The sequence below is a fragment of the Kitasatospora sp. NPDC091207 genome (assembly GCF_044768625.1).
GTDB lineage: Bacteria > Actinomycetota > Actinomycetes > Streptomycetales > Streptomycetaceae > Kitasatospora.
Map to the genome: position 1 here is coordinate 78,734 of NZ_JBIVVS010000014.1, position 26,433 is coordinate 105,166.

At 73.7% G+C, this 26,433-nt stretch carries 21 protein-coding genes and 1 tRNA gene; 9 read left to right on the plus strand and 13 right to left on the minus strand.

Annotated features, from left to right (window positions below; genetic code table 11):
* Window positions 1–129: 129 nt before the first annotated feature.
* Window positions 130–203 (minus strand) — tRNA-Met (locus tag ACIQTO_RS22900).
* Window positions 204–649: 446 nt separating this feature from the next.
* On the opposite strand from ACIQTO_RS22900, the gene ACIQTO_RS22905 reads away from it, so the two are divergent.
* The gene (locus tag ACIQTO_RS22905) at window positions 650–2,026 is read left to right on the plus strand and encodes an MFS transporter (protein ID WP_402390961.1); all 1,377 of its coding nucleotides are present in this window, start codon (window positions 650–652) and stop codon (window positions 2,024–2,026) included.
* Window positions 2,027–2,099: 73 nt separating this feature from the next.
* Here ACIQTO_RS22905 and ACIQTO_RS22910 read toward each other — a convergent pair whose 3' ends face one another.
* On the minus strand, window positions 2,100–3,038 hold the full coding sequence (locus tag ACIQTO_RS22910; protein WP_402390964.1) for an MBL fold metallo-hydrolase: 939 nt from the start codon (window positions 3,036–3,038) through the stop codon (window positions 2,100–2,102).
* 206 nt (window positions 3,039–3,244) lie between these two features.
* Window positions 3,245–4,759 (minus strand): FAD-dependent monooxygenase, encoded by a 1,515-nt coding sequence (locus tag ACIQTO_RS22915; RefSeq protein ID WP_402390966.1) that lies wholly within the window; start codon window positions 4,757–4,759, stop codon window positions 3,245–3,247.
* Between the two features lie 62 nt (window positions 4,760–4,821).
* On the opposite strand from ACIQTO_RS22915, the gene ACIQTO_RS22920 reads away from it, so the two are divergent.
* The gene (locus tag ACIQTO_RS22920; protein ID WP_402390968.1) at window positions 4,822–5,457 is read left to right on the plus strand and encodes a TetR/AcrR family transcriptional regulator; all 636 of its coding nucleotides are present in this window, start codon (window positions 4,822–4,824) and stop codon (window positions 5,455–5,457) included.
* An 82-nt stretch (window positions 5,458–5,539) separates the two neighbouring features.
* Here the strand turns inward: ACIQTO_RS22920 and ACIQTO_RS22925 are convergent, their stop codons facing one another.
* The 3 genes from ACIQTO_RS22925 to ACIQTO_RS22935 all read right to left on the minus strand — a co-directional run bounded on the left by ACIQTO_RS22925 (window position 5,540) and on the right by ACIQTO_RS22935 (window position 7,878).
* Window positions 5,540–6,424: a DMT family transporter gene (locus ACIQTO_RS22925; RefSeq protein ID WP_402390970.1), complete on the minus strand. Its 885-nt coding sequence runs from the start codon at window positions 6,422–6,424 to the stop codon at window positions 5,540–5,542.
* Window positions 6,425–6,494: 70 nt separating this feature from the next.
* Entirely contained in the window at window positions 6,495–6,944 is a 450-nt protein-coding gene (locus tag ACIQTO_RS22930) for an SRPBCC family protein (protein WP_402390973.1), read from the minus strand.
* A 124-nt stretch (window positions 6,945–7,068) separates the two neighbouring features.
* Entirely contained in the window at window positions 7,069–7,878 is an 810-nt protein-coding gene (locus ACIQTO_RS22935) for an alpha/beta fold hydrolase (protein ID WP_402390975.1), read from the minus strand.
* Between the two features lie 438 nt (window positions 7,879–8,316).
* Between ACIQTO_RS22935 and ACIQTO_RS22940 the strand changes: the two genes are divergently transcribed.
* From ACIQTO_RS22940 to ACIQTO_RS22970, 7 genes are all read left to right on the plus strand, one after another.
* A complete protein-coding gene (locus ACIQTO_RS22940) occupies window positions 8,317–9,348 on the plus strand; it encodes a serine protein kinase RIO (RefSeq protein WP_402390978.1) in 1,032 nt (343 codons plus the stop codon).
* Window positions 9,349–9,600: 252 nt separating this feature from the next.
* The gene (locus tag ACIQTO_RS22945; protein WP_402390980.1) at window positions 9,601–11,376 is read left to right on the plus strand and encodes an oleate hydratase; all 1,776 of its coding nucleotides are present in this window, start codon (window positions 9,601–9,603) and stop codon (window positions 11,374–11,376) included.
* A gap of 160 nt (window positions 11,377–11,536) precedes the next feature.
* Window positions 11,537–11,746, plus strand: a complete 210-nt coding sequence (locus ACIQTO_RS22950; protein WP_402390983.1) for a hypothetical protein — start codon at window positions 11,537–11,539, stop codon at window positions 11,744–11,746.
* Window positions 11,733–13,124, plus strand: coding sequence for an amidase (locus ACIQTO_RS22955; protein WP_402390985.1), 1,392 nt, complete (start codon window positions 11,733–11,735; stop codon window positions 13,122–13,124). The genes ACIQTO_RS22950 and ACIQTO_RS22955 overlap by 14 nt, the downstream gene beginning before the upstream one ends.
* A 151-nt stretch (window positions 13,125–13,275) precedes the next feature.
* Window positions 13,276–13,842 carry a TetR/AcrR family transcriptional regulator gene (locus tag ACIQTO_RS22960; RefSeq protein ID WP_402390988.1) on the plus strand — a complete coding sequence of 189 codons (567 nt, stop codon included), beginning with the start codon at window positions 13,276–13,278 and terminating at the stop codon, window positions 13,840–13,842.
* 87 nt (window positions 13,843–13,929) lie between these two features.
* On the plus strand, window positions 13,930–14,424 hold the full coding sequence (locus ACIQTO_RS22965) for a MarR family winged helix-turn-helix transcriptional regulator (RefSeq protein WP_402391317.1): 495 nt from the start codon (window positions 13,930–13,932) through the stop codon (window positions 14,422–14,424).
* Window positions 14,421–14,873, plus strand: coding sequence for a MarR family transcriptional regulator (locus ACIQTO_RS22970; RefSeq protein WP_402390990.1), 453 nt, complete (start codon window positions 14,421–14,423; stop codon window positions 14,871–14,873). Before ACIQTO_RS22965 ends, ACIQTO_RS22970 begins: the two co-directional genes overlap by 4 nt.
* A 44-nt stretch (window positions 14,874–14,917) precedes the next feature.
* On the opposite strand, the gene ACIQTO_RS22975 is transcribed toward ACIQTO_RS22970, so the two are convergent.
* The 7 genes from ACIQTO_RS22975 to ACIQTO_RS23005 all read right to left on the minus strand — a co-directional run bounded on the left by ACIQTO_RS22975 (window position 14,918) and on the right by ACIQTO_RS23005 (window position 26,202).
* Entirely contained in the window at window positions 14,918–15,340 is a 423-nt protein-coding gene (locus ACIQTO_RS22975) for a carboxymuconolactone decarboxylase family protein (protein ID WP_402390992.1), read from the minus strand.
* Between the two features lie 245 nt (window positions 15,341–15,585).
* Window positions 15,586–16,584: a type I glyceraldehyde-3-phosphate dehydrogenase gene (gene gap, locus ACIQTO_RS22980; RefSeq protein ID WP_402390995.1), complete on the minus strand. Its 999-nt coding sequence runs from the start codon at window positions 16,582–16,584 to the stop codon at window positions 15,586–15,588.
* A gap of 194 nt (window positions 16,585–16,778) precedes the next feature.
* On the minus strand, window positions 16,779–17,735 hold the full coding sequence (locus tag ACIQTO_RS22985) for a GlxA family transcriptional regulator (protein ID WP_402390998.1): 957 nt from the start codon (window positions 17,733–17,735) through the stop codon (window positions 16,779–16,781).
* Between the two features lie 107 nt (window positions 17,736–17,842).
* On the minus strand, window positions 17,843–18,820 hold the full coding sequence (locus tag ACIQTO_RS22990; RefSeq protein WP_402391001.1) for a 2-hydroxyacid dehydrogenase: 978 nt from the start codon (window positions 18,818–18,820) through the stop codon (window positions 17,843–17,845).
* A gap of 246 nt (window positions 18,821–19,066) precedes the next feature.
* Window positions 19,067–21,859 carry a M4 family metallopeptidase gene (locus ACIQTO_RS22995; RefSeq protein WP_402391004.1) on the minus strand — a complete coding sequence of 931 codons (2,793 nt, stop codon included), beginning with the start codon at window positions 21,857–21,859 and terminating at the stop codon, window positions 19,067–19,069.
* A 329-nt stretch (window positions 21,860–22,188) separates the two neighbouring features.
* A complete protein-coding gene (locus ACIQTO_RS23000; RefSeq protein ID WP_402391007.1) occupies window positions 22,189–24,384 on the minus strand; it encodes a transglycosylase domain-containing protein in 2,196 nt (731 codons plus the stop codon).
* Window positions 24,385–24,909: 525 nt separating this feature from the next.
* Complete coding sequence (locus tag ACIQTO_RS23005) at window positions 24,910–26,202, minus strand: hypothetical protein (RefSeq protein WP_402391010.1); 1,293 nt, start codon at window positions 26,200–26,202, stop codon at window positions 24,910–24,912.
* Between the last annotated feature and the right edge of the window lie 231 nt (window positions 26,203–26,433).

Sequence of the window (26,433 nt, forward strand, 5' to 3'; positions counted from 1 at the left end):
TTCGACGGAGGAGATTACCGGCGAGTAGGACCGGTGGCGCCGCCCGTGCCGCGCGCGGGAGCGGCGACGGGCCCGCACGTCGGTGACACGACGACGGCCCCGGCGCGTTGAGCGCCGGGGCCGTGGCAGTAGCGGGGACAGGATTTGAACCTGCGACCTCTGGGTTATGAGCCCAGCGAGCTACCGAGCTGCTCCACCCCGCGTCGGTGAACACGACTCTACGGCATGAATGGCGGCAGGCCGGCCGGTTTCCCGGACGGGCCGGCGAGCCGGGTGGCGGGCGGGCGGCTCCGCGGGCCGTTCCCGGGCTTGAAAGGGGTGCATATCAGGCAAATGGGATGTATTGCCGGGTGGACGTGACCAGCGTCACCCGGTCCCCGCCGTCGTCACGTGCGGGGCGGCGCCGCCCGGGCCTGGCAGGCCGGAGCCCCGAACGCACGGGTCGCAGGGCCCGTCCGGTTCGGGACCAAGGGCCTCGGTCCGGCAGACCTTCGTCCTCGTCGGGACCGGCCCGGACGGGGCAACCGTGGACGGTCGCCCGGTGAGCCCGGGTGACGGGGCCGCCCGCCCGGGCGGCCCCGACTTCTGCCGTCTACCAGGCGTACGGAGTGCGGGAGCACCGCCGTACGCCCCGGAGGACCCGAATTCCATGTCCCGAACCATCGACAACGCCCCGTATACCGCCTTCCATCGGAGACTGGCCCTGGCCTGCTCCGGTGGACCCCTGCTGGACGGCTACATCCTGAGCATCGTCGGCGTGGCCCTGATCGGGATGCGTCCCGAACTCGGCCTCTCCACCGCCGAGGTGAGCCTGATCGGCGCCGCGGCCCTGGTCGGCATGTTCGTCGGGGGCGCGCTCTTCGGCGTGCTGACCGACAAGATCGGCCGGGAGGTGATGTACACCGCCGACCTGTTGGTGATGGTGGCCTGTTCGGTGCTCTCCTTCTGGGTCGACACGGTGTGGGCGATCGCCGTGCTGCGCTTCGTGCTCGGTCTGGCGGTGGCGGCCGACTACCCGATCGCGACCTCGCTGCTCGCCGAGTGGCTGCCGGCCCGTGACCGCGGCCGGCTGCTGGGGCAGCAGATCATCGCCTGGTACGCCGGTTCCGTCCTCGCCTATGTGACGGGCTATCTGTTCCTGCGGATCGGCGGGCCGGGCAGCTGGCGCTGGATGCTGGCCAGCTCCGCCGTCCTGTGCGTGGTGTTCCTGGTGATCCGGCGCGGCTCGCCGGAGTCCCCGCGCTGGCTCGCCGCCCACGGGCGGGTCGGTGACGCGGTGCGCGTGGTCGAGAAGCACCTCGGTGTCCGGGTGGACGGCCGGGAGCTGATGCCGGACCCCGCCGAGGCCGGCCGCCCCGGCGGTCTGCGGCTGCTGATGACCCAGCCCTACCGGCGCCGCACGCTGTTCTGCGGCCTGTTCTTCCTCTGCCAGGTCGGCCCGCTGTTCGCGATGCTGACCTTCGGCCCGCAGATCCTCGCCTCCTTCGGGATGCCGGGCGGCACCGTGCTGGAGACGCTGGGCACCGGTCTGGTGAGCCTGGTCTTCCTGCTGGGCTGCTTCCCGGCCCTGCGGCTGATCGACACCTGGGGCCGCCGCCCGGTGATCATCTGGTCCTTCGCCCTGATGATCGTCCCGCTCGCCCTGCTGGGCGTCTGGCCCGCCGCCCCCGCCGCCGTCGCCGTCATCGCGCTCTGTGCCTACGCGTTCCTGTGCGGTGGGCCCAACGTGCTCGACTGGACCTACCCGAACGAGCTCTTCCCGACCGAGATCCGGGCCACGGCGGTCGGTGTCGCGACATCGGTGAGCCGGATCGGTGCGGCGGTGGGCACGTATCTGCTGCCCCTGTCGCTCAGCGGGCTCGGTACCGGGCCGACCATGCTGATCGCGGCCGCCACCACGGCGGTCGGCCTGCTGGTGTGTGTCCTGTGGGCCGAGGAGACGCGTGGCACCGCCCTGGGCGCGGCGAAGGGCGCCGGGGCCGCGACCGGCGTATCGGCCCGGCGCGCGCCCGAGCCGGTGGGCTGAGGCCGGGCGCTTCCGGTCCGGGGGGATCCACGGCCCCCGCCGCGCCCGCCGGCCGGTCCGCGAGCCCCTGTGCTCAGCGGGCCGGCCGGTGGGCGCCGGGGACGGGGGCCAGCCGGTAGCCGTCGCCGTGGGCGACGACCCGGCCGGCGGTCGGCGGGGGGAAGTGGGTGCCGAGGACCAGGGCGCCGGTGTCGGCGAGCGAGCGCAGCAGGGTCCGGCGGGTCGCCCGCGACCGAGCCGGGTCGGTGTCGACGCAGCTGCCGATGCCGGGGTGGGCGAACTGGACCGGGTGGTGGACGCAGTCACCGGTCACGACGGCCGCCTCGCCGCCGCTGGACAGCTGGACGGCCAGGTGGCCCGGGGTGTGGCCGGGGGTGGGCAGCAGCCGCAGGCCCGGGGCTACCTCGGTGCCGTCCGGGTCGAGGTCGACCAGGTCGAGCAGTCCGGCCTCCTCCACCGGGTGGACGGAGTCGCGGAACGTCTGGCGGCGCGGTTCGTCCATGTCCTGGGCGGCCCAGTACGCGCGTTCGGTGCGCGAGGTGAGGTAGCGGGCGTTGGGGAAGGTGGGGCGCCACGTGCCGTCCCCGTCGGCGCGGGTGTTCCAGCCGACGTGGTCGGTGTGCAGGTGGGTGAGGACGACGAGGTCGACGGTGGTGGGCGGGTACCCGGCGGCGGTCAGGCGGTCGAGGTAGTCGGTGTCGAGGTCGTGCCAGGCCGGGTTGGCCCGGGTCTTGCCGTTGCCGATGCCGGTGTCCACCAGGACCTTCAGGCCGCCGACGGTGAACGCGAAGGTGTGGCTGTCGAGCAGCGGCCGGCCGGCGCGGTCGGCGAAGTCGGGGGACAGCCACGGCTGCCCGCGGACGATCTCGGGGGTGGCGTCCGGGAGGAGCCAGGGACCGGTCCCGGGGGGCAGCGCGGTCTCGTCGATCCGGTGGACGGTGAGGTCGCCGACGGTCCAGCCGGGGGCGCCGGCGGGGGAGGTGTCCTCCGGGACGGTGGACGGGGTGCGCATGGTCCGGTGTGCCCTTCGTACGGGGTGTCGTGCTGGTCGGCGGCGGCCGGGCGGCCCGGGGGCGCGCGAGTCCCGCTGCTAAAGCTCCGTCTTTGCGTGAGCTGATCCTAGGGCAGGGCCATCCCTAAAGCAAAGGCGTAGCGTTTAGGGATGGCCGCCGCCGACCAGGGGGTGTGACGCCGGAGTTGACGGCCCGTCCGCCCCCGCTACCGCAGTGCGGCGAGGTAGCCGAGCACCTCCGCGCGGCCGGCCGCCGGGACGGCGAGGGCGACGTGGTTGTCCGGCCGGACGAGAACGAGGGCGTCGCCGGTGATCCCGTAGGCCCGGCGGACGGAGCCGTCGGGATCGTCGAGCGCCACCGCCCGGAGGTGGTCCGGCAGGGCGGTGAGTGCGGGGCGGGCGCCCGGGCCCAGGCCGAGCAGGGTGAAGTGGTCGCCGGTGAAGTGGTCGAAGAGCCGGCCGGGCGTGGCGTCGGGGCCGGGGCAGACGGCGTCCGGTGCCCGGTCGCCGGCCCGCAGTGGGCCACCGGGGTCCGCGGCGGCCAGCCGGCTCCACGGGTAGCCGAGCGAGAGGCCGGTGAGATCGCCCACCCGGCCGGCTTCGACGCCGACGCCGGGGGTGCTGATGCCCTCGGTGACGGCGGCCATGCCGGCCGTGCTGACGTCGAGGGTCCAGGCGGCGATCGGCAGGCGTTCCTCCTGGTAGGTGTCCAGCAGGGCCGGCGCGGCGAGACCGCGCACCACGTACCCGAGCTTCCAGGCGAGGTTCCAGGCGTCCTGGATGCCGGTGTTCATGCCGAGCCCGCCGGCGGTGGGGTGGACGTGCGCGCAGTCGCCGGCCAGGAAGGCCCGGCCGGTGCGGTACCGCTGGGCGACCCGGACGTTGACCCGCCAGGTGGAGAGCCAGGTCGCGTTGGTGAGGACGAGGTCCGACCGGCCGGTGTGCAGGGCGGCCAGCCGTCGGAAGCTCTCCAGCGACGGGGGGACCGTCCGGCCGTCGGCGTCCGTCTCCGGGGTGGCCTGCAGCTGCCAGCGGCGGGTGCCCTCGAACGGGCAGAGCATGAACACGCCCTCCGGCCCGAACCACTGGTGCCAGGCGCCCCGGTCCAGCCCCTCGACCTCGACATCGCCGCAGACCATCATCGGCTCCGGGGCGCTGTCCCCGACGAACGGTATGCCCAGGAGCTTGCGGACCGTGGAGCGGCCGCCGTCGCAGGCGACCAGGTACGCGGCGCGGATCCGCCCGCCGTCCGCGAGGCGGACCTCGACCCCGTCGCCGTCCTGGGTGAAGTCCACCAGCTCGGTGGCGAGTTCGACCGTCACGCCGTACTCGGCGAGCCGCTCGCGCAGCAGTCGCTCCACCCGGGTCTGCGGCAGCCACAGGCCCGCCGGCTGCGGGACGCCGGCGCTGGGGCGGATGCCGGCGAACGGCTCGGTCTCGTTGACGAACTCGCCGGCGAAGTACTTGCGGAACGGCAGGTGGGTGCGGCCCGCGGCTGCCAGTCGCTCGCCGAGGCCCAGGTCGGCGAGGACCTCCAGGCTGCGCGGGTTGAGCGTCTTTCCGCGCGAGCCGGTGGGGAACGCGTCCGCCTTCTCGATGACCCGGACCGCGACGCCCTGTCGTGCCAGCCCGCACGCCAGGGTCAGTCCGGTCGGTCCTGCTCCCACGATCACCACGGTTGTCATGGCGTGTCCGCCCTTCCGGTTGTCGGTGCACACCATGAAACGGCAACCGGGTAAGAAATGCAACCCAGTAACAAATTTATCCGGGTTATGATCGGGGCATGAGCCCGAGCGAGCCAGACACGGGTCTGCGGACCCTCAAGAAGCAGCGCACCCGGCAGGCCATCGCCGACGCGGCCATCGCCCTGTTCCTCGACCGGGGGTTCGAGCAGGTGTCGGTGGCCGAGATCGCCGCTGTCGCCGAGGTGTCCAAGCCCACGCTCTTCCGCTACTTCGGCAGCAAGGAGGAGCTGGTCCTGCACCGCTTCGCCGACCACCTCGGCGAGGCCGGGCGGGTCGTGCGCGACCGCGCGGCCGGGCTCACCGCGCTGGACGCCCTGGAGCGCCACCACCAGGCCGGGCTGGCGGCCCGCGACCCCAACACCGGACTGACCGACGACCCCGAGGTGCTGGCCTTCCTCCGGCTGGTCTACGAGACCCCCAGCCTCTCCGCCCACCTCTTCGACTACCTGGAGGCCGACACCCGCGCGCTCACCGAGGCGCTGGACCCGGACGGGGCGGTGGCCGCCCGGCTGGTCGCCGCCCAGTACACGGCGGTGCGCCAGGTGCTCGCCCACGCCACCTGGAGCCGGCTCGCCGGCGGGCTGGACTTCGCCGAGGCCGCCCGGAAGGCCGACGCCGAGACGGCCGAGGCGTTCGCCCTGCTGCGCGGCGGCGCCGCCGCGCGCGGGTTCTGAGCCCGGCCCCGCGGGTGTGGGGCCGAGCGCTCGGCCCCACACCCGCGGGGCCGGCCGGGAAGGGCGCCGCGGTGTGGCCCGGTCAGCCGCGGCGGGAGACGGCGACGCCGGCCAGGCAGAGCACGCCACCCATCAGGGTGAGCGGCGCGGGTGCCTCGCCGAGCAGCGCCCACGCCATCAGGACGACCAGGGTCGGCACCGAGTAGGTCGTCGCGCCCATGCGCGCCGCGGTCGTCCGGGAGAGCGCGTAGGCCCAGGTGGTGAACGCCAGCGCGGTCGGGAACAGGCCCAGGTACACCACGTCGAGCGTCGCGGACAGGGGTGCCGCCGCCAGGTCCGACACCAGCCGCGGGGCGAACGGCAGGCAGGCCGCCGCACCGATCAGACAGCCGAACGTCGTCACCTGGAGCGCGGTGCCGTGCCGCAGGGCGGGCTTCTGGCTCACCACTCCCGCCGCGTAGGCCACCGCCGCGAGCACGCAGAGCGCGATCCCGAGCACCGAACTGCCGTCCCCGCCCGAGGTGGAGAGACCCACCACGACCACGCCGGCCAGCGAGACCGCCATCCCGGCCACCAGCTTGGGCGGGAGCCCCTCACGCAGCAGCCGGCCGCCCAGCAGGGCGATCAGCACGGGGCCGATGCCGACCAGCATCGCCGCCGTGCCCGCGTCGACCTGCGTCTCGCCCCAGTTCAACACGACCATGTACAGGCCGAACCAGAGCACGCCCGAGGTGACGATCCCCGGCCAGGCGGACCGCGGCGGCAGGCCCTCCCGGCGGTACACCAGCAGTCCGAGCAGCGCCACCGCCCCCACCAGCAGCCGCCCGAGCGCGAGCGACCCCGGCCCGAAGTGGTCGCCCGCACTCCGGATCGCCACGAAGGCGGACGCCCACAGCACCACCGCCGTCGAAGCCGCCGCCAGTGCCCTGCCGTCCCTCGGGGCCACGCCCGTCGCTGAAAGGTCCATGCGGAGAAGCTACGGGTTCCACCGTTCGGCCCCCACCGAAATATCGGGCGGGCGGGCCGGGCGGCGTCGGTCAGGCGCCGTCGCCCCGGGCGTCGGGCCCGGCGCCGCGCGACTCGACGAACTGCTTGAAACGACGCAGGTCACCGCTCACCATGCGATCGAGCACGCCCAGCTTGTCGGCGGCCTTCTCGGCGAATCCGGTGGGCTGGAAGTCCATGGTCATCCTGACGCGCGTGCGGGTCCCGTCGATCGCCTGCAGCGAGACCGTCCCGGTGTGCTTCACGTTGTCGCTGCTGGTGCGCCAGGACACCCGCTCGTCGGGGACCCTCTCGACGATCTCGGTCTCGAACTCCCGGGACAACCCGGCGATCTTCGTCCGCCAGTGGGCGTGCGTGTCGTCCAGCTGCCTGACCTCCTCCACGCCCTCCATGAACTCCGGGAAGCGCTCGAAGCTCGTCCACTGGTCGTAGACGACGCCGACCGGCACGTCCACGTCGATCGACTCCTCCACCCTGCTCATCGCCGCACCCTCCGCAACGTCGCTCGGACTCGCTGCCGGCGGCCGGTCTCCCGGGCGGGGGCCGCCGACCGCACCACCACGAATGTCCGTCCTCCGGTGGGCGACGGCAACCCAGGCCGGGCGGTCACTGGCGCGGGCCGAGGACGACGTCGGCGACCAGACGGGCCACCGCCCCCGGCTGTTCCACCATCACCAGGTGCCCGCTGTCCGGGATCACCTCCAGGGTGACGGAGGGGCATGCTTCGAGCGCGGCGTGTTCGGCGTCGGTGAGCCCCACCTCGTCCCGGTCGCCGCGCACCACCCAGGCCCGCGCCCCGGATCCGCACAGCCGTGGGACCAGTTGGCCGTGCCGGTCCAGATAGGCGAAGTACTCGGCCATCGCCCGCCGGCAGAACGACGCGGAGTTCTTCCTCAGATCGGCGACCAGTGCCTCCCTGCGCCGTTCCGGAATGCTGTCGGCCAGCACCTTGGGCGTCAGCCAGAGCATCGCCGGCCAGGTCAGCGCGCCGAGCCCGGGGACCCGTCCGAGTGCGGTGGCGACCGCCAGCGCCGTGGACTCGTCCGGTCGCGAGAACGTGGGGGAGAGCAGGACCACCGGCCCGGCGAAGTGCCCGCCGCCCACCATCTCCAGCGCGATGTTGGCGCCGACGCTGTGGCCGACCACGGCCGTGCAGCCGTGCTCGGCCGCGAAGGCGCCGGTGATCGCCGCGTAGTTCTCCATCGACACGTCCTCGGGCGCGACCGTCCCCGCGTGGCCCGGGACGGTCGCCGCCACCAGCCGGATCGGCGCGTCGGCGAGGGGAGGGGCGGCCGTCATATCGTCGTAGAAGGCCGTGCCGCACAGCCCGCCGGGCAGCAGCAGCACCCGGTGCGGGGCATCGGGCGGTCCGGACTCCCGGACCTCCCAGCTGTCGAACTTCGGTGTGCCGCCCACGGTTTGGCCTCCCGGCTGGTAGCGATGGCCCGCATTCTTCCGCGCCGACCCCCGCCGCTCGGCGACCTTGGGCCGTGCGCGGCATGTCGGACGGCGGGGCGGTGGGGTGGTGGCGGTGGGGTGGCGGTGGTGCGTCCCGGTCGACGGCGACGGCGCGGCCCGTGCGGCGGCGGAAATATTCGGTTGCGCCGATGTTGGACGACGCTAAGCTGTCGACCGTTCTCGCCGCGGTGTCGCCGTGGCTCCGCCGCCGCACTCCTGTGCCGCGGTGTGAGGACTGACGTGGAGAAGCAGAGGAGGTGTGTCCCGATGGTTGCCGCCGTGTCGCGGCGCGCCCTCGTGTGCGCGCCATACGCCTCTTCCTCTCGTCTTTCGCCCATCGGCTGACGACGCCTCACAACTGGCGCACCGGTGGGCCGTTCCTCAGGAGCCACCACAGTGCGCGAGCGCTTTTCCGACACCGATTCCTTCTCCCGCATTCGCGCCAAGGGCGCACCCCGCCGCGGCCGCCGGTCCGAGCGGTTCGACGACCACGAGCCCGATGCCGTGTACCAGGAGGCCTTCGGGCCCGGGCTCTCCGGCCCGGCCGAGCAGCACGGCTACGACACCTATGACGATCACGTCGGCGACGACTCCCACGTCAGCTATGACGGGGCGGCCCACTCGGGCCCGGCCGGTGACGGCCCGGCCGGGGGCGATCGCTGGTCGACCTGGGACCGGTCCACGCCCACCGAGAAGGGGCCCGAGCCGCGCCCTGCCTGGGTGGTGACGGAGCTCGCGGCGGTCGACACCGAGCTCGGGCTGGTGAAGACCGGCAAGGAGGCCGACGTGTTCCTCCTCGAACGCGGCGTGCCGGGCACCGGCCGGCGCACGCTGATGGCGGCCAAGCGCTACCGCGACGCCCAGCACCGGATGTTCCACCGGGACTCCGGGTACCTGGAGGGCCGCCGGCACAAGGAGTCCCGGATCGCCCGGGCGATGGCCAAGCGCACCGCGTTCGGCAAGGAGGCCATCGCCGCGCAGTGGGCCGGCGCCGAGTTCACGGCCCTGTGCCGGCTCTGGTCGGCCGGCGTGGCCGTCCCGTACCCGGTGCAGATCACCGGCACGGAGATCCTGATGGAGTTCGTCGGCGACGAGAACGGCACGGCCGCGCCGCGCCTCGCGCAGCTGCGGGCGGAGGAGGTGGACGTCGAGGACCTGTGGGAGCAGCTGGGTCGCAGCCTGTCGCTGCTGGCGGGTGACGGCTACGCGCACGGGGACCTGTCGGCCTACAACATCCTTGTCCACGGCGGGCGGTTGGTGATCATCGATGTGCCGCAGATCGTGGATGTGGTCGCCAATCCGCGCGGACGTTCGTTCCTGGAGCGCGACGTGCGCAACGTCGGTGCCTGGTTCGTGTCCCGGGGCCTGCCGGAGCGGCGGGTCGGCGAGCTCGTCGAGGCCCTGGCGTTCGACGCGCGCCTGGGGTGACCCGGGGTCGGGGCCGGGTGGCCGGCCGCCCCCCGGTCCGGCCCGGGGGCGGCCGGCGCCCGGGCCGGACCGGCACCCACCCGCGACGGCGCGGCCGGCGAGCCGCCCGTTTCACCCGGACGGCCCACCGGGAGTGCGGCCGCCCGCGCGGTGACGGTGAATGGCGAGGTGCATGCCCCCGCGGTGTGGTGGTCGGCCGCGCGGCCGGGGTCGATTCGCCGGCCGGCCGAGCAGATCACCGAGGAGTCGAGCGTGTACTACAGCAGCGGCAACTACGAGGCGTTCGCCCGCCCGCGGCGGCCGGAGCGGTCCGAGCGGGTCAGCGCCTGGTTCGTCGGGGCGGGGCTGGCCTCGCTGGCCGGGGCGGCGTTCCTGGTGCGGGACGCGCAGGTGCCCGGTGAGCGGATCACGGTCCTGGAGCGGCTCAGGCTGCCCGGCGGCGCCCTGGACGGGATCAAGGAGCCGAAGAAGGGCTTCGTGATCCGGGGCGGCCGGGAGCTGGAGGACCACATGGAGTGCCTGTGGGACCTCTTCCGCTCCGTGCCGTCGCTGGAGATCGACGGGGCGTCGGTGTTGGACGAGTTCTACTGGCTGAACAAGGACGACCCGAACCGCTCGCTGCAGCGCGTCACCGAACGCCAGGGCGAGGACGCCGGTACGGACGGGCTGTTCGCGTTGAACGACCGCGCCCAGAAGGACCTCGTCAGGATCTTCCTCGCCACGCGCGAGGAACTGGAGGGCCGGCGCATCGACGAGGTGTTCGGCCGGGACTTCCTGGACAGCAACTTCTGGCTGTACTGGCGCACCATGTTCGCGTTCGAGGAGTGGCACGGCGCGCTGGAGATGAAGCTGTACCTGCACCGCTTCGTCCACCACGTCGGAGGCCTGCCGGACCTGTCGGCGCTGAAGTTCACCAAGTACAACCAGTACGAGTCGATGGTGCTGCCGTTGACGCGCTGGCTGCTGGACCAGGGGGTGACGTTCCGCTTCGGCGTCGAGGTGACCGATCTGGACTTCGACCTCGCCCCGGGGCGCAAGCGGGCGACCCGCCTGCACTGGACCGAGGACGGCCGCCGGGGCGGCGTCGACCTGGGCGAGGACGACCTGGTGTTCACCACCATCGGCTCGCTCACCGAGAACTCCGACAACGGCGACCACCACACCCCGGCCCGGCTGGACGAGGGCCCCGCGCCCGCCTGGGACCTGTGGCGCGGCATCGCGGCCAAGGACCCTTCCTTCGGGCGCCCCGAGGTGTTCTGCGGCGACATCCCGCGGAGCAAGTGGGAGTCCGCCACCGTCACCACCCTGGACGAACGGATCCCCCGCCACATCCAGAAGATCGCCAAGCGGGACCCGTTCAGCGGCCGGGTCGTCACCGGCGGCATCGTCACCGCGCGGGACTCCAGCTGGTTGCTGAGCTGGACGGTCAACCGCCAGCCGCACTTCAAGCAGCAGCCCGCCGACCAGATCGTGGTCTGGCTGTACTCGCTGTTCGTGGACCGGCCGGGCGACTTCGTCAAGAAGCCGATGCAGGAGTGCACCGGCGAGGAGATCACCCGGGAGTGGCTGTACCACCTCGGGGTGCCGGTCGCGGAGATCCCCGAACTCGCCGCCGACGCCGCCCGCTGCGTGCCGGTGATGATGCCCTACGTCACCTCCTTCTTCCTGCCCCGGCGGGCCGGCGACCGCCCCGCCGTGGTGCCGGACGGCGCGGTGAACTTCGCGTTCATCGGGCAGTTCGCCGAGACGAGCCGGGACTGCATCTTCACCACCGAGTACTCCGTCCGCACCGGGATGGAGGCCGTGTACCGGTTGACGGGCGTCGAGCGCGGTGTCCCGGAGGTCTTCAACTCCACCTACGACATCCGGGCGCTGCTGGCCGCGGCGAGCGTCCTGCGGGACGGGGCCGAACTCGACCTCCCGGGACCGGCGTTCGTCCGCAAGCGCCTGCTCCACCGCCTGGAGGCCACCGAAGTCGGCGAACTGCTCCAGGAGTTCGACCTCATCAAGGAGGAGGAGCGGCCGTAGCGCCCGGTCGTTCGCCGGCAGGGCACGGGGCAGGGAATCCTTCGCCTTAAACGCAACAGATTTGCTTTAGCTGGCCGTAGAACCTACGTTCGGTTAAAGCAAACTGTTAGCTTTTGGGTGGGGGCCTTCGCGCTCCCGTCCCGATCAGGAGAGGACCTCCGTGTCTGCCGCCGAACTCACCCCGCAGGAGGCGGCCCGCTGGGCCGCCCGGGCCGGACTTCCGTTGCCCGCCGACCGGCACGCCGCGGTCGCGGCCACCGCCGATCACCTCCACTCCGTCGTCGCGGTCCTGCGGGAGCTGGACTTCGCGGACACCCCTCCCGCCGTCGCCTACCGGGCGGGAGGGGAGTGGTCCGATGCGGCCGTATGAGCTCTCCCTCGCCGACGCCGCCGACGCGATCCGCGCCCGCCGGCTGTCCCCCGTGGAGCTGGTGGACTCGGTCCTCGACCGCGTCGAGCAGGTGGAACCCCGACTCGACGCCTATGTCACGGTCGACGCGGAGCGGGCGCGCCGTGCGGCGCGCGAGGCCGAACGCGACGCGGCGCGAGGGCATTTCCGCGGGGCCCTGCACGGCATCCCGATGGGACTCAAGGACCTGATCGACGTGGCCGGCACGGCGACCACGGCCAGCTCCCGGGTCCGCGCCGAGCACCGAGCGCGGGAGGACAGTACGGTCGCCGCGCGGCTGACGGCGGCCGGCGCGATCCTGGTCGGCAAGACGCACACCCATGAGTTCGCCTACGGCCTGACCACCCCGCAGACCAGCAACGCCTGGGACCGCGGCCGGGTCGCCGGTGGGTCCAGCGGCGGCTCCGCGGTCGCCGTCGCCGCGGGTACGGCGACCTTCTCGCTGGGTACCGACACCGGCGGGTCGATCCGGGTGCCGGCCGCGCTGAACGGGGTCGTCGGCCTCAAGCCGACCTATGGTCTCGTCCCCCGGCAAGGCGTCACGTCGCTGTCCTGGTCGCTGGACCACGTCGGTCCGATCACCCGCACCGTCGAGGACGCGGCGATGGTCCTGACCGCCCTGGCCGGGCACGACCCGCGCGACCCCGCCTCGCTGGCCGCGCCCGCCGTGGACTACCGGCCGGGCCCGGCCACGGACCTGGCGGGGCTGCGGGTCGGCGTCCCGCGCACCTACTACTTCGACCGCCTGGACGCGGAGGTCGAGACCGCCGTCCGCCGGGCCGTCGGGCAGTTGGAGGATCTCGGCGCGGAGCTCGTCGAGATCGACATCCCGATGACCCGCTACATCCGGGCCACCCTGTGGGGGCTGGTGGCGCCGGAGGCCACCGCCTACCACGAGCGCACCCTGCGGACGGTGCCCGAGCTGTACCAGGCGGACGTCCGGATCCTCCTGGAGGCCGGTGAACTGATGAGCGCGGGGGACTACCTGCGCGCCCAGCGCTCCCGGACCCTGATGCGGGAGGAGTGGGCCCGCGTGCTGGAGACGGTCGACGTGATCGCCGCCCCGACGGTGCCGACGACCGCGACGGGGGCCGGCCAGGAGACGCTGACCTGGTCCGACGGGACGACCGAGGGCGTCGCCGACGCGCTCGTGCGGCTCTCCGCCCCCGCCAACATCACCGGGGTGCCCGCGCTGTCCGTCCCGGTCGGCCATGACGCGGCGGGTCTGCCGATCGGGATGCAGCTGCTCGGCCGGCCGCTCGGGGAGCGCGCCCTGCTGCGGGTCGGGCACGCCTACGAGCGGTCGCGGCCGGTCCGGGCGCTCGCGCCGGTGGCCTGAGGGGCCCGAGGGCGGTGCGCGGGCCGCCGGCGACCCGGCCCGGGTGCCCGTCCGGCTCCGCGGCGGGCGGGCGGGCGGGTGGGCGCGGCCTGGGCTGGGCGGGCGCCACCTGTACCCCTTAAACGCAACGACTGTGCTTTAAGGTGGTGCCATGAGTCGCAAGCAGATGGTGCGCCCCGGTGGGCGCAGTGCCCGGGTGCAGGAGTCGGTGCACACCGCTGTGCGGGAACTCCTGGCGGAGGTGGGCCGCGACGCGCTGACCGTGCCGCTGGTCGCCCAGCGCGCCGGAGTGACCCCGTCTACGGTCTACCGTCGCTGGGGCGATCTGCAGGAGCTGCTGTCGGACGTGGCGGTGGAGCGGCTGCGGCCCGACACCGAGCCGGAGGACTACGGTGACCTGCGGTCCGACCTGACCGCGTGGGCCGAACAGTTCCTCGACGAGATGGCGTCCCCTTCGGGCCGCGCCTACATCCGCGACGCCCTGCTCGGCGATCCGGACGGCGGCAACGCCGGCCGGTGCTCGGCCTACGCGGCCGAGCAGGTCGAGGTCGTGCTGGCCCGGGCGGGCGCCCGCGAGAAGGGCGTTCCCGATGTCGAGACGACCATGGACCGGGTCGTCGCCCCCCTGATGTACCGCGTCCTCTTCCGTCCGGCCGGTCTCGACGCCGGGTACGCGCGCGGGCTCGTCGCCGATCTGCTGGGCGCGGACGGGGAGTAGGTCCGGCCGGTGTCGCCCGCCGGGGGCGGGGGGTCGCACCGGCCGAAGATAGTAGCCATGGACATAGTAGCCATGTACTCTATTTTCATGAGCAAGGGTTCACCGGGTCCCACGCCCGGCTTCCTGGTATGGCGGCTCGCCAACAAGTGGCGTGTCGCGGTCGATCGCGCGGTGGCTCCGCTGGGCCTCACCCACGCGCAGTACTCCCTGGTCGCGTCGCTGTACGGCATGCAGCGCGCCGGGGAGCGGCCCAGTCAGCGCCGACTCGCCGATCACACCGGTCTGGAGGCGCTGTACGTCTCCAAGCTGGCACGCGCGCTGGAGTCGGCCGGCCTGATCGAGCGCACCCGCGATCCCCGCGACCCGCGCGCCGTCCAACTCGCCCTCACCGAGCGGGGGCAGGCCGTCACGCGGCAAGCCGTCGAGGTGGTCCAGGAACTGCTCCAGCAGTTGCTGGAGCCGCTCGGCGGCCTCGACGCCGCCCGCACGCGGGCGTTCACCGCGGAGCTGACGGCCCTGCTCGACGTACCTCTCGCTCCATCCGTCCCGCACGACCAGAGCACCCAGGGGAGAACACCATGACCAGCACCGCCGCCACCGCACCGGTCGCCGACGCCCGCGCCCTCGGCCTGGCCCACTACGCCGCCCGCGGCGTCCTGGAGCACGTCCTGGCCGGGCACGGCATCACCTTCCAGCAGCAGGTCGCCCTGCGCTCCGCCGTCACCGCCGACGCCCCGCAGACCGCGGACCGGCTCGCCGCCCAGGTCCAGCGCTCCCTCAAGGCCGATCCCGCCGAGGTCCGCGTCACCCTCGACGAGCTGCTGGCCAAGGAACTGCTCGCGGTGGACGGCGCGCACCTGCGCCCCACGGACGCGGGGCGCGAGCTGCTCGCCGCCGTCGGCGCGGCCACCGCCCCGGTCACCGCCCGGGTCTGGGGCGGGATACCCGCCGGGGACCTGGCCGCCGCCGGCCGGGTCCTGGCACTGGTCACCGAGCGTGCCGACGCGGAGCTCGCGGCGCTGACCGCCTGACCGCCGGGCCGCCTGACCGGTCCGCCCGGCGGGCGGGTCGGGGATCAGTCGGCCGCGACCGGCAGCAGGCCGCGCTCGGCGAAGACCTTCTTGGCGACGAAGGTGGCGTTGAGGGCCTTGGGGAAGCCGCAGTAGCCGGCGGAGTGCAGCAGGGCCTCGACGATCTCCTCGGGGGTGAGGCCGACGTTGAGCGCGGCGTTGATGTGGACGTCCAGCTGGGCCTCGCAGCCGCCGAGCGCGGTGAGCATGCCCAGGGTCACCAACTGCCGGTCGCGCGGTACCAGTCCGGGCCGCCGGTAGATCTCGCCGAAGCCCCAGGCGACGATCTGGTGGCCGAGTTCGGGGCTGATGTCGGCCAGCGAGTCGACCACCCGCTGCCCGGCCTCGCCGTCGATCCGGGTCAGCACCTCCAGACCGCGGTCGTAGCGGTCCTGGCGGGTCTCGGCGGTGTTCGGGGGAGTGCTCATGGGGTTGCTCCGTTTCCGGCGGCGCGTCGGCGCCCGTTCGTTCCGTGCGGTTCTGTCACGACCGTAGAACCTTGAGTGCACTCGAACTCAAGCCCGACAGGCCGTACGGCCGGCGCCGGTGTCCGCACGGCCGTGCCGCCCGGTGACGGAAGTTCAGGGGCGAAGCCACGGAGGCGGTGGCCGGCCCCGGAGCCCCGGTCACGGCGCCCGACCGGGGCTCCGGGGCCGCGCCCGGCCGGGCCCGGTCAGCTCCGGGCGAGGAGTTCGAGGGTGTCGATGACGCGGTTGGAGAAGCCCCACTCGTTGTCGTACCAGGCGACGACCTTGACGTGCCGGCCGTCCACCCGGGTCAGGGCGGCGTCGAAGATCGCGGACGCGGGCTCGCCGGTGATGTCGCCGGAGACCAGCGGCTCGTCGGCGTAGTCGAGGATGCCCTTCAGCCGGCCGTCGGCGGCCTCGCGGTAGGCGGCGAGGATCTCCTCCCGGGTGACCTCGCGGGCCACCGTGGTGTTCAGCTCGACCAGCGAGCCCACCGGGACCGGCACCCGGATCGAGTCGCCGGACAGCTTGCCGTCGAGGTTCGGGAGGACCAGGCCGATGGCCTTGGCGGCGCCGGTGGTGGTGGGCACGATGTTCACCCCGGCGGCGCGGGCCCGGCGCAGGTCCCGGTGCGGGCCGTCCTGGAGGTTCTGCTCCTGGGTGTAGGCGTGCACCGTGGTCATGAACCCGTGCTCGATCCCGGCCAGTTCGTCCAGGACCGCCGCCAGCGGGGCCAGCGCGTTGGTGGTGCACGAGGCGTTCGAGACGATGACGTGCTCGGCCGGGTCGTAGGCGTCGGTGTTCACCCCGAACGCGAGCGTGACGTCGGCGCCGTCCGAGGGGGCGCTCACCAGGACCCGCCGGGCGCCGGCCCCGATGTGGGCGCGGGCGGCCTCGGCCGAGGTGAAGCGGCCGGTGGACTCCAGCACCAGCTCGACACCGAGCTCGGCCCACGGCAGGGCGGCGGGGTCGCGCTCGGCGAGGACCTTGATGCGGTGGCCGTCGACCACCAGATCGGTGCCGTCGACCGAGACCGGGCGGTTGAGGCGCCCGAGCGAGCTGTCGAACTTGAGCAGGTGGGCCAGGGAGTCGGGCGCGGTGAGGTCGTTGACGGCGACCACTTCGAGGTCGCTGCCTCGCTGGAGCAGGGCGCGCAGGCTGTTGCGTCCGATGCGACCGAAACCGTTGATGGCGATGCGGGTCATGGTGTGGTCATCCCTTCCGTTCGTTTCGCTCTCCATGGTCGGCGCTCGGCCGGCGCCCGGACAGGGGCTGGATCGACAGGGTGCGCAAGTATCCCGCCACAGTCGTCGCCACCGCCCGCAAGGATCCCGCCGGACCTCGCGGGCGGTCCCCGCGGTCGGCGCGGCACCGGCGGTCCCGGCGCGGCGCCGGGCGGTCAGGAGGCCGGGGCGGCGAAGGTGTGGCGGTACTCCGTCGGCGAGGTCCCGAGGATCCGGTGGAAGTGCAGCCGCAGGTTCGCCCCGGAGCCGAGCCCCACCCGGTCCGCGATCTGCTCCACCCCCAGGTCCGTCCGCTCCAGCAACTCACGCGCCAGGTCCACCCGGGCCCGCAGCACCCACTGCATCGGCGTGTAGCCGGTGTCCTCCACGAACCGCCGTGAGAACGTCCGCTCCGACACCCGCGCGACACCGGCCAGCCGCTCCAGGGTCAGCGGCTCGGCGAGGTGCGCCAGGGCCCACTCGCGGGTGCCGGCGAACAGGTCGCCGAGCGGTTCCGGCACACTCCGGGGGACGTACTGCGCCTGCCCGCCGCTGCGGTACGGCGCGGCCACCAGCCGCCGGGCCACGTGGTTGGACAGCCCGACCCCGTGGTCACGCCGCACCAGGTGCAGGCACAGGTCGATGCCGGACGCCGCGCCCGCCGAGGTGAGCATGTCGCCCTCGTCCACGAACAGCACGTTCTCGTCCACGGACACCAGCGGATGCTGCTCCGCCAGGGCCTTCGTGTAGTGCCAGTGCGTCGTCGCCTTCCGGCCGTCCAGCAGCCCCGTGGCCGCCAGCGCGAACGCCCCCGTCGAGATCGCCGCCAGCCGCGCCCCCCGGCCGTGCGCGGCCACCAGCGCCTCGACCACCGCCGGCGGCGGCGCGGTGGTCGCCGGATCCCGGTAGCCGGGCACGAAGACGGTGTCCGCCTGCTCCAGGGCGTCGAGCCCGTCGGCCACGTGGTAGGCGAGCCCGTCGCCGCCGGTCACCAGCCCGGGCGCCGCTCCGCACACCCGCACCTCGTAGGGCATGCTCGGCCGGTGGGAGAACACCTGCGCCGGAATGCCGACGTCGAGCGGCTTCGCGCCCTCCAGCACGAGTACGGCGACACGGTGGTTCCTGCGGGCCATCGGGCTTCCTCCCTGTCACCGGCCGGGCCGGGCCCACCCGGCCCGGCCGCTCCCTACCGCGAGCATCCTGCCAGCGCCGCCCGGCCGGGGCCGGTCCGGCCGTCCCGTCAGCCGGCCGTGATCGCGTACGGCGGTTCGTCGCCCCGGGCCACGGCGAGCAGGTTGTCCGCCGCCATGTCGGCCATCCGCCGGATCGCCTGGGTGCTCAGGTAGGCGCAGTGCGGCGTGACCAGCAGCCGGCCCGGCACGAACTCCAGCAGTCCGTAGGGGTCTTCGGCCGGGTGCGGGGTCGGCTCGGCGTAGTACCCGTCGATCGCGGCGCCGGCGATCAGACGCCGGGCCAGCGCGGTGCGCAGGGCCGCCGGGTCGACCAGGTTGGCGCGGGCGGCGTTGACCAGGAAGCCGTCGGGGCCGAGCGCGGCCAGCTGCCTCGCGCCGACCACCCCGTCGTTGACGCCGGGCTCGTGGGGGAAGTGCAGCGACACCACGTCGGCGGCCTCGAACAGCTCGTCCAGTGAGGCGACGGCCGTGTACGGCAGTTCGTCCAACTCCGGCCGGCGGGTGCGGTTCCAGTACAGCACCTCCATCCCGAAGGCGGCGTGCGCCATCCGGGCCACCTCGCGGCCGATGTGCCCCATGCCGGCCACTCCGAGGCGGGCGCCGACGAGCGACGGGGTCGCGTCCTCGCTCCACACCCCGGCCCGCACGCCGTCCACCCGGCGGGTCACGCCGCGGACCAGGTCGAGCATCTGGGCGACGGTGAACTCGGCGACGGCCACCGCGTTGGCGTGCGGGGTGTAGCTGAACCGGGTCGGCGAGCCGCCCTCCGGCAGTTCCATGAACGAGCCGTAGCCGGTGCCCATGAAGCAGGCCACCGCGAGGTCCGGCAACTGCTCCCAGGCGCGCCCGGACATCAGTTCCGAGCCGCCCAGCACATAGCCCCAGGCGCCGTGCAACGCCTGGACCACCTTGTCCTCGTCCAGGTCGCCGGGGAGCGATTCGACGGTGAACCCGCCGGCCTCCAGCCTGCGCACCACGCGTTCCGGGAACGTCGCCCCCGTCACGACCACCCTGCGACTCTCCATGCCCGGCTCCTCGGTTGTCTCGTTCCTCGGCACGGTCGACCCCCGGCAGTGCCGTGTCCGCCACCCTAAGGGTCCCGCGCCGGAGGCGGGCGCCCCGCGTGGCGGTCCCGCCCGGCGCGGCCGGGGACGTGGTGGACCCCACGGGCCGTCAGACCGCCTTCGTGCGGCCGCTCCGGTCGCACGGCCGGCGCCCCGGACCGGTGCGGGCGGGCACCGGTCCGGGGCGCCCGGCGGAGGCCGGACGGGTCAGCAGCCCCTGGCCGGCTGGTTGCGGGCCACGAGGTCGTCGCGGCCGGCGGTGGCGTCCAGCCAGACCACCCGGGTGCCCTGGTCGGCGGCGGGGGAGAACTGGGTGCCGCGGTTGCAGGAGAAGCGCACGGGGGCGCCACCGGTGAGCGGCAGCTGGTAGAGCTTCGGCAGGTCGGCGTTCGACCAGCTGCCGCTCGGCCTGGGGCCGCGGTGCTGGAAGGTCACGGCCTGGTCGGTGGCGGTGAACGTCATGTTCGCCGGGGTGTACGGCGAGCTGCCGGACAGCAGCTCGCTCTCGCCGGAGCCGTCCAGGGCGCCGGACCGGAGGGCGTCCCCGCCCGAGGCGGGGTCGGCCGCGGCCTGCAGCCAGAGCAGCCGGCCGCCCGCGAACGCCGGGGAGCTGAGGAACGGCCGCGCGGCGCCGTCGGGGGTGCTCAGCGCGTACTGCGCGGTGACCTGGCCGGTGGCGACCGAGTAGGCCGTCGCCGCCTGGACGGTGGCCTGCCCGGCCGTCCAGCTCTCGATCCAGCCGAGCCGGCCGTCCTTGAGGGTGAGGGACGACGCGGTGAACGGCGAGACGCCGTGGCCCTCGGGCATCGGGACCTCCACCGGCGGGGCCCCGTTGCGGGAGAGCCGGACCGAGCCCCGGTTGGTCTCGCCGTCGCGCACCACGAAGGCGATGTCCGCGCCGGAGATCCGCACGTCGACCGGCGACTGGGTCGAGGACTGGAACACGCTGCGGATCGGGCCGCCGGACAGCGAGCGGGTCAGCACCTCCGTCCCCCAGGAGCCGGTGGCGTCGATCCCGATCGCCAGCCAGACGGCGGACGTGCCGTCGGTGGCGGCCCAGCCGTGCATGCGGTCGTCGTCCGGGCTGAGCCGGGTGGGCGTGCCGGTGCCGGTGGTGGAGCCGGTGTACAGGACGAACCCGCCCTTGCCGTTCGGGTCGGTGCTGCCCATCACCCAGTGGCCGCCGCCCGCGGCCGGTCCGGTCGGGGCGGAGGCGCCGGGCAGCAGCGCCCGGCTGTCCGTGTCGATCCGGCTCTGCCAGCCGGCGCGGATCCCGTGGGCGTCGAACGCCGCGGCGACCGAGCGGAGTTGGGCCCGGGTGAGGTTCATCGCGCGGCCGGCGGCGAGGACGGCGTCGCGGCCGTCGACGAAGTCGTCCAGCGGGGTGAGGTACTCGGTGAGCGCGCGGTAGACCAGCCGGTCGGCGGTGAGCGGGTCGAGGGTGCGCCGGATGTCCCACAGGGCGCCGCTGAAGATGGTGGAGTTGAGGTGCACGCCGCCGCTGTCGAGGTCGAGCCCGGCGCCGATGTAGTCCTTCACGGTGGTGCGGCGGTCGTCCAGCCGGCGGTTCGCGCACTCCTCGGGGGTGCCGGTGCGGCACAGGCTCTCGCCCATCAGGGCGGCCTTCGGGTCGGTCATCGCCGTGCCGCGGGCGGTGACCTCGATGGCGTTGCCGAAGTAGTCGGCCAGTGCCTCGTTCATCGCACCGGACTGCCCGGAGTACTGCAGGTCGGCGGTGTGCTGGATGACGCCGTGGGTCATCTCGTGACCGGCGACGTCGAGGGCCACGGCGAACTGGCGGTACTTGGCGTCGCCGTTGCCGTAGATCATCTTCCGCCCGTCCCAGGAGGCGTTCGGGAAGGGGTTGCCGCCGTTGCTCACGTTGACCACGGAGGTGATCGGGCTGCCCTTGCCGTCCAGGCCGTCCCGGCCCAGCCGGTCGCGGTAGAAGTCGTACACGGTACCGGCGTTGACGTGGGCGTCGGTGGCACCGCTGGTGCCGGTGGCGGCGGGGAAGTCCGGGGTCGGCGAGCCGACCGGGAGGGTGCCGGCGGGTATGCCGCCGAACTCCCGGTAGTCCCGTCCGGCCCCGTCGTAGGTGGAGATGGTGGCCGGCCGGGTGAGGTCGACCAGCTGGTAACCCCCGTCCGGCTGACGGGCGATGTTCACCCCGACGGTACGGCCGAGCAGGTCGGGGGCGGTCCCGGTGGCGGGCTCCGCGGTGGATCCCGCGGGCGCGGTGGCGGCCGCGGCTCGGCCGGTGCCCGGACCGACACCCTCGGCCCGGTACGGGCCCTGGGCGTCGTGGGCGAGGGCGACCACGCCGCGCACGGCGTCCACGTAGACCTCGCGGACCAGCGGGCCCCCGGTCGCCGGGTCGGTGGCGCGCACGACGAAGTGCTGGGCCAGCCGCCCCGCGCCGCCCGGCAGCACGACCGGGCCCTGGTCCTCGGCGGTGGCCCCGGACCGGGCGCGCGGGTCGGTGAGCGACTCCAGCGCCAGCCGGCGCAACATGGCGGCCGGCACGGCGGGGGTGGTCGGCGCGGTCAGCCCGGTGAAGTACTTGCCGCCGACCGACTCCACCCGTTGGCCGGCCCCGGCGCCGACGAGCCGGACCAGGTACTGCCCGCCGAGCACCGGCACACCGCCGTGGAGCTGCTGGAACCTGACGGTGTCCCGCCCCTCGGCCGTGCGCTCGACCGCGAGTTCGGCCAGCTGCCCCGTATCGATCCGGTACCGGTCCGGGTTGGCCGCGAGATGGGCCCGGGCCGCCTCGGCGGGACTCCCGGGCGCCGGCTCGGACAGCCCGGTCACCAACTGCGGGGTGGCGGTGCCCTCGCCGGCCACCAGGCCGGGGACGGGATCGGGCTCGGCCGTCGGGCCCGGTGGCCCGCCCGGCGCGGCCAGGGCGGGGGTGACGGACAGGGTGAGCGCCAGCGCCAGGCTCAGGGCGGCGCCCGCGCCGAGCGCCCTGGCGGTGGGACGGGAACGGTGGTGCACTGCGGTCCTCCACGGAATCGGCAGCGGCGGGAGCGCCGCGGGAACGGCGATGTGACGCCGGATCACCCGATGCTCGATCGTGGACGCCCGGCCCGTCCAGGCCGTCGGGCGAAAGTGCGGCGGGGAGCCGGAACCCCTGCGCATTGGTCTGCTCGCCGGGTGTACCAACGGGCACGAACCGCCCGTGGGCACAGAAATCGCCCCCGCCGGTGAACCGCCCCGGGCCCCGGCCCGTACCTGCCCCCGCGCGCCGCCGCTCCACCCGGTGCGGGGCGGCGGGGCGGCGGGGCAGCGGGTCGACAGGGCGGCGGGGCGTCGTGCGGCCGCGCTCAGTGCTGCTTGCCGGGCGGGGTGGTGGCCGGGGCGCTCGCGCTGCTCCCGGTGGGGTCCGGCTCGGTCCTGGGCGCCGGGTCGGGGATGTCGGCCAGCTTCAGCGACTCCTTGGGCGCGCCCCGCAGGGCCTGGTTCATGGCGTCCCGCCAGATCGGCCCGGGGCCGTCGGCGCCGAACACCTCGGTGCGGTGCTTCCCGTTGATGGTGATGTTCCGCATCTCCACGCCGCCGTTCGGACCGCCGAGCCAGACGGCGGTGGCGAGCTGCGGGGTGTAGCCGTTGAACCAGGCCGCCTTCTTCTGGTCCGAGGTACCGGTCTTGCCGGCGATCTGCCGGTTGCCCTCCAGGCTGAGCGCCGCGCCGGTGCCGTTGTTCTCGGTCACGCCGTTCAGGACGGTGTTCAGCACGTCCGCCGTCCGCTCGGAGAAGACCTTCTCGCAGTGGCCGGCCGGGGTCGGGACGTCCTTGCCGTCCACCGTGGTGATCTTGTTGATCGCGACCGGGGCGCAGTGGGTGCCCTGGGCGGCGAAGGTCGCGTAGACGTTGGCCATGGTCAGCGGGCTCATCTCCTCGACGCCCAGGGCCATCGCGGGGACCTCCTCCAGGGGCTTGCCGCTGGCCCGGGTGGTGATGCCGAGCTTGTTGGCCATCTGCTTGACCGAGCAGAGGCCGATCTCCTGCTCCATCTGTACGAAGTAGGTGTTGACCGAGAGCGCCATCGCCTGCTTCAGCTGGTACGGGCCCTTCTCGTTCGCGGACTCGTTGGGCACCACCGCCTTGGGCCGGGCCTGGTTCTTCCAGGTGCCCTCGCAGGTCTTCATCGTCGGGTACTCGAGCTTGTTCGGCGACGAGTACTCCTGGGTCGGCGACAGGCCCGCCTCCATGGCCGCGGCCACGACGACCGGCTTGAACGTGGAACCGGGCTGGAAACCGTTTCCGCCGCCCATCGCCGCGTCGACGTTGAGGTTGACGACGGTCTGGTTCTTGTCCGTCCTCAGGCCGTACGGGCGGGTCTGGGCCATCGCCAGGATCTTGCCGCTGCCCGGTTCGACCATGGTGGCGGCGGCCGACACCGGGTCGGTGACCCGCACGTTGTCGCTCACGGCGCTCTGGGCGGCGGTCTGCTTGTCCGGGTCGAGGGTGGTGTAGATGTTCAGGCCGCCCTGGTCCCAGAACTTCTTCCGGTCGGCGGCGCTCTTGCCGAACACCGGGTCCTGCTTGACCACGTGCCGGACGTAGTCGCAGAAGAAGCCCATACCGGCGCTGGCGGTGATGCAGCCGTTCTGCGGCTCCTGGAACCGCAGGCCCAGCGGGGCGGCCTTCGCCTCCTTCGCCTGGTCGGCGGTGATGTGCCCGTTCTCGACCATCTTGTCGAGCACCACGTCGCGTCGGTGCTGCGCGGCCTGCGGGTGCAGCTTCGGGTCGTACTGCGAGGGGTTCTGCACCAGGCCGGCCAGGGTCGCCGCCTCGGCGACGGTCAGGTCCTTGTTGCTCTTGCTGAAGTAGCGCTGGGAGGCGGCCTCGACCCCGTAGGCGCCGTTCCCGTAGTACGTGATGTTCAGGTAGTTGGTGAGGATCTGCTCCTTGGTCAGCTCCTCCTCCAGCTTGATCGCGACCTTCAGCTCCTGGATCTTGCGGCCCAGGGTCTTGCGCTGCGCCTCGTGGACGGCGGCCTGGTCGTCGCCGGCCTTCTCCACGTTGACGTTCTTCACGTACTGCTGGGTCAGCGTCGAGGCGCCCTGGGAGGCGGTGCCGCTCTCGGCGTTCTTGCTCGCGGCGCGGAGCACGCCCTTGAGGTCGACGGCGCCGTGCTCGTAGAAGCGCGCGTCCTCGATGTCCACCTGCGCCTGGCGCATGAGGGGGGACATCTGGTCGGCGGTGAGCACCGTGCGGTCGCGCTCGTAGACCTTGGCGATCAGCCCGCCCTTGGCGTCGAAGATCTGGGTGGCCTGGGTGAGCGGCGGCGTCTTGAAGTCGTCGGGGATGTCGTCGAAGCCCTCCGCCGTGCTCTTGGCCGTCAGCCCGAACGCCCCGACGGCGGGCAGGGCCACGCCGGCCAGCAGCGCGCCGGACACCACGCTCACCCCCAGGAAGGTCGCGCTGTGGCGGGCCAGCCGGAGCGCCGAACCGCGGGTCGGGGCGGCGGCAGCGCTGTCGGACGAATTCCATATCGGCGGGATGTTCGATTCCATGTCAGCACATTAGCTTCCGATTCGCACGGATCCGGCGCATTGTCGGGCCGGGGTGTCACAACCGTGTGACAAATGCGGAGGGCTTGGTGGGACTGTTCTGCTCGTATACGTACTGACATTTCGTGAGAGGAATTCCGGGCCGCTCGCAATGAATTCCGCGAACCCTCGGGCGGTACGGGCCGGAGCGAATTCGGGCCTCGGCGCTCCGCCGGCCGTTCGGCGGGGCGGGCGTCGCTTCCCGCTCGTGACCGCGCACGGGTGACGTCGCGTACGGCGCCCCTGTCCTCCCGTTCCGTGGCCCGACATCAGATGGATGCCCTGGGTGGCGCGAAACGTTGCACACGAACCCGGCATCGGCGAACCGTTGCCCGTTCGCCGCGTCGGACCTGCCCGTTCGGCCCTTGCCCTTGCCCGTGCCCCGGACCCGGCCGGCTCCGGGGGGCGGGGGGCTCGGGCATCGCTGGGCGGGTGCCCGGGAAGCGCCCCCGGGTGGTCCCGTCCGGGGTCGGCCCCGGGGGCCGGTGCTCAGTCCTGGTCGGCCGGGGAGAGGGACCGCAGTCGCCGGTGCGCTGTCCGGACCGCGCCGGTGGGATCGACGTCGACGGTCTCGACCCACAGCGCGGTGCCCGCGGGCGGGGTCGCCCCGGCGGCGGTCGTCCGCGCCCGGACCAGGTCGCGGAAGGCGGCCAGGTCACCGTCCGGGGCCTCGGCGGCGGCGTACTCGCGCGACAGCCCGGCGGTGGAGCAGCCCGCCGTAGCCGGGGTGGGCAGGACTTCGGTGCCGTCCGCGCAGCGCAGGGTGACCACGGGGGAGGGGCGGTAGGCGTCCGCGAACATCGGGAGGTTGGAGAAGGGGTAGACCCGGTCGTCCAGGGCGAACGACAGCGCCGCGCACACCGCGAACACGACCGGGCCGGTGGCCGGGGCGTCCAGGCCGGTCCACGGCCCGGCGCCGGCGGGCAGCGGCAGCGCCGCCAGGCCCGCCAGCATCGCGTTCTCCCGGAAGTCGACCGCGAGCAGCCATCGGGAGGCGAGGTGGAAGAGCACCAGGGACAGGCCGACGGCCGCTCGCGTCCAGGGGCCGGTCAACAGGAGGGGGGTGGCGAACTCCAGCAGGAGCGCGGCCCACAGGACCGGCACCCCCAGGCCCGGCCGCCGCACCAGGAGCCGGACGGGACCGGACTCCCGGACGCCCTCGCCGTCGCCCGCGCGGTAACGGGCGAACAGGGTGAGGTAGAAGGGGAAGAGCCGCCGGTCCGGCCAGCGCAGCCCGCGTTTGCGGACCTTGGAGACGGCCGAGACGAAGTAGTGCGCGGCCACCGCCCCCCACAGGGCCTGGGCCATCCACCCGGTGACCCGGTGCGGGTCGCCGCCGGGGGCGGCGGCGAGCCCCGCGCCCGCCACGGCGAGCAGCACCAGCCCCGTCAGGTGGAGGTGGTGGTGGACCTTGAAATGGCGGGTCCCGTCGTCGTCCTCGGTGACGTAGCCGGCGAACTCCTGGGACAGGTGAACGGTGGTGACCGACACGAACACCGCGGCCATGACCACCGCCGCCGCCACCGGGAGGACACCGGCGGTGAAGGCGAGCCCGGCGAGCACCAGCGCGACGGCGAGAGCGGTGCGCACCCCGGGCCGGACGAGACGCCCGAGCCGTGCCCCGAGCGTGCCCGCCCGCCGGCTCGCCCCGGCGGTCAGCCCTCGGAGGGGTTCCTGCGCGGCCAGGAGGACGACGGCGGTGAGCAGGGCCCGGAAGGCCAGGTCCTGCCACCCGCCCGGGACGTCTCCGGACGGGGGCCACGCGGCGGTCTCGAACGACACTCGACATCCCCCAGCGGTGGGTGCCCGGTTGTCCTTCCAGGATCGGGCACGGTGGAGGGCGCGGGGGCCGTTTCGAGTGAGCCGCCCAAAGGATGGATCATCAGATGATCTGCAATACCTCGCGGTGGCCGGCCCGAGCCCCGCCGGGCGGATGACGTACGGTGTCCGCCCCGGACGGCACGCGCTGGTCGAACGCACGGCGAGCGCGGCATCCCGGGATCGAGAGCGGAG

What these genes read in the sequence shown, in the direction of transcription:
- ACIQTO_RS22905 (WP_402390961.1), top strand. Translation starts at nt 650, where the DNA reads ATGTCCCGAACCATCGACAACGCCCCGTATACCGCCTTCCATCGGAGA.
- ACIQTO_RS22910 (WP_402390964.1), bottom strand. Translation starts at nt 3,038, where the DNA reads ATGCGCACCCCGTCCACCGTCCCGGAGGACACCTCCCCCGCCGGCGCC.
- ACIQTO_RS22915 (WP_402390966.1), bottom strand. Translation starts at nt 4,759, where the DNA reads ATGGTGTGCACCGACAACCGGAAGGGCGGACACGCCATGACAACCGTG.
- ACIQTO_RS22920 (WP_402390968.1), top strand. Translation starts at nt 4,822, where the DNA reads ATGAGCCCGAGCGAGCCAGACACGGGTCTGCGGACCCTCAAGAAGCAG.
- ACIQTO_RS22925 (WP_402390970.1), bottom strand. Translation starts at nt 6,424, where the DNA reads ATGGACCTTTCAGCGACGGGCGTGGCCCCGAGGGACGGCAGGGCACTG.
- ACIQTO_RS22930 (WP_402390973.1), bottom strand. Translation starts at nt 6,944, where the DNA reads ATGAGCAGGGTGGAGGAGTCGATCGACGTGGACGTGCCGGTCGGCGTC.
- ACIQTO_RS22955 (WP_402390985.1), top strand. Translation starts at nt 11,733, where the DNA reads ATGCGGCCGTATGAGCTCTCCCTCGCCGACGCCGCCGACGCGATCCGC.
- ACIQTO_RS22960 (WP_402390988.1), top strand. Translation starts at nt 13,276, where the DNA reads ATGAGTCGCAAGCAGATGGTGCGCCCCGGTGGGCGCAGTGCCCGGGTG.
- ACIQTO_RS22965 (WP_402391317.1), top strand. Translation starts at nt 13,930, where the DNA reads ATGAGCAAGGGTTCACCGGGTCCCACGCCCGGCTTCCTGGTATGGCGG.
- ACIQTO_RS22970 (WP_402390990.1), top strand. Translation starts at nt 14,421, where the DNA reads ATGACCAGCACCGCCGCCACCGCACCGGTCGCCGACGCCCGCGCCCTC.
- ACIQTO_RS22975 (WP_402390992.1), bottom strand. Translation starts at nt 15,340, where the DNA reads ATGAGCACTCCCCCGAACACCGCCGAGACCCGCCAGGACCGCTACGAC.
- gap (WP_402390995.1), bottom strand. Translation starts at nt 16,584, where the DNA reads ATGACCCGCATCGCCATCAACGGTTTCGGTCGCATCGGACGCAACAGC.
- ACIQTO_RS22985 (WP_402390998.1), bottom strand. Translation starts at nt 17,735, where the DNA reads ATGGCCCGCAGGAACCACCGTGTCGCCGTACTCGTGCTGGAGGGCGCG.
- ACIQTO_RS22990 (WP_402391001.1), bottom strand. Translation starts at nt 18,820, where the DNA reads ATGGAGAGTCGCAGGGTGGTCGTGACGGGGGCGACGTTCCCGGAACGC.
- ACIQTO_RS23000 (WP_402391007.1), bottom strand. Translation starts at nt 24,384, where the DNA reads ATGGAATCGAACATCCCGCCGATATGGAATTCGTCCGACAGCGCTGCC.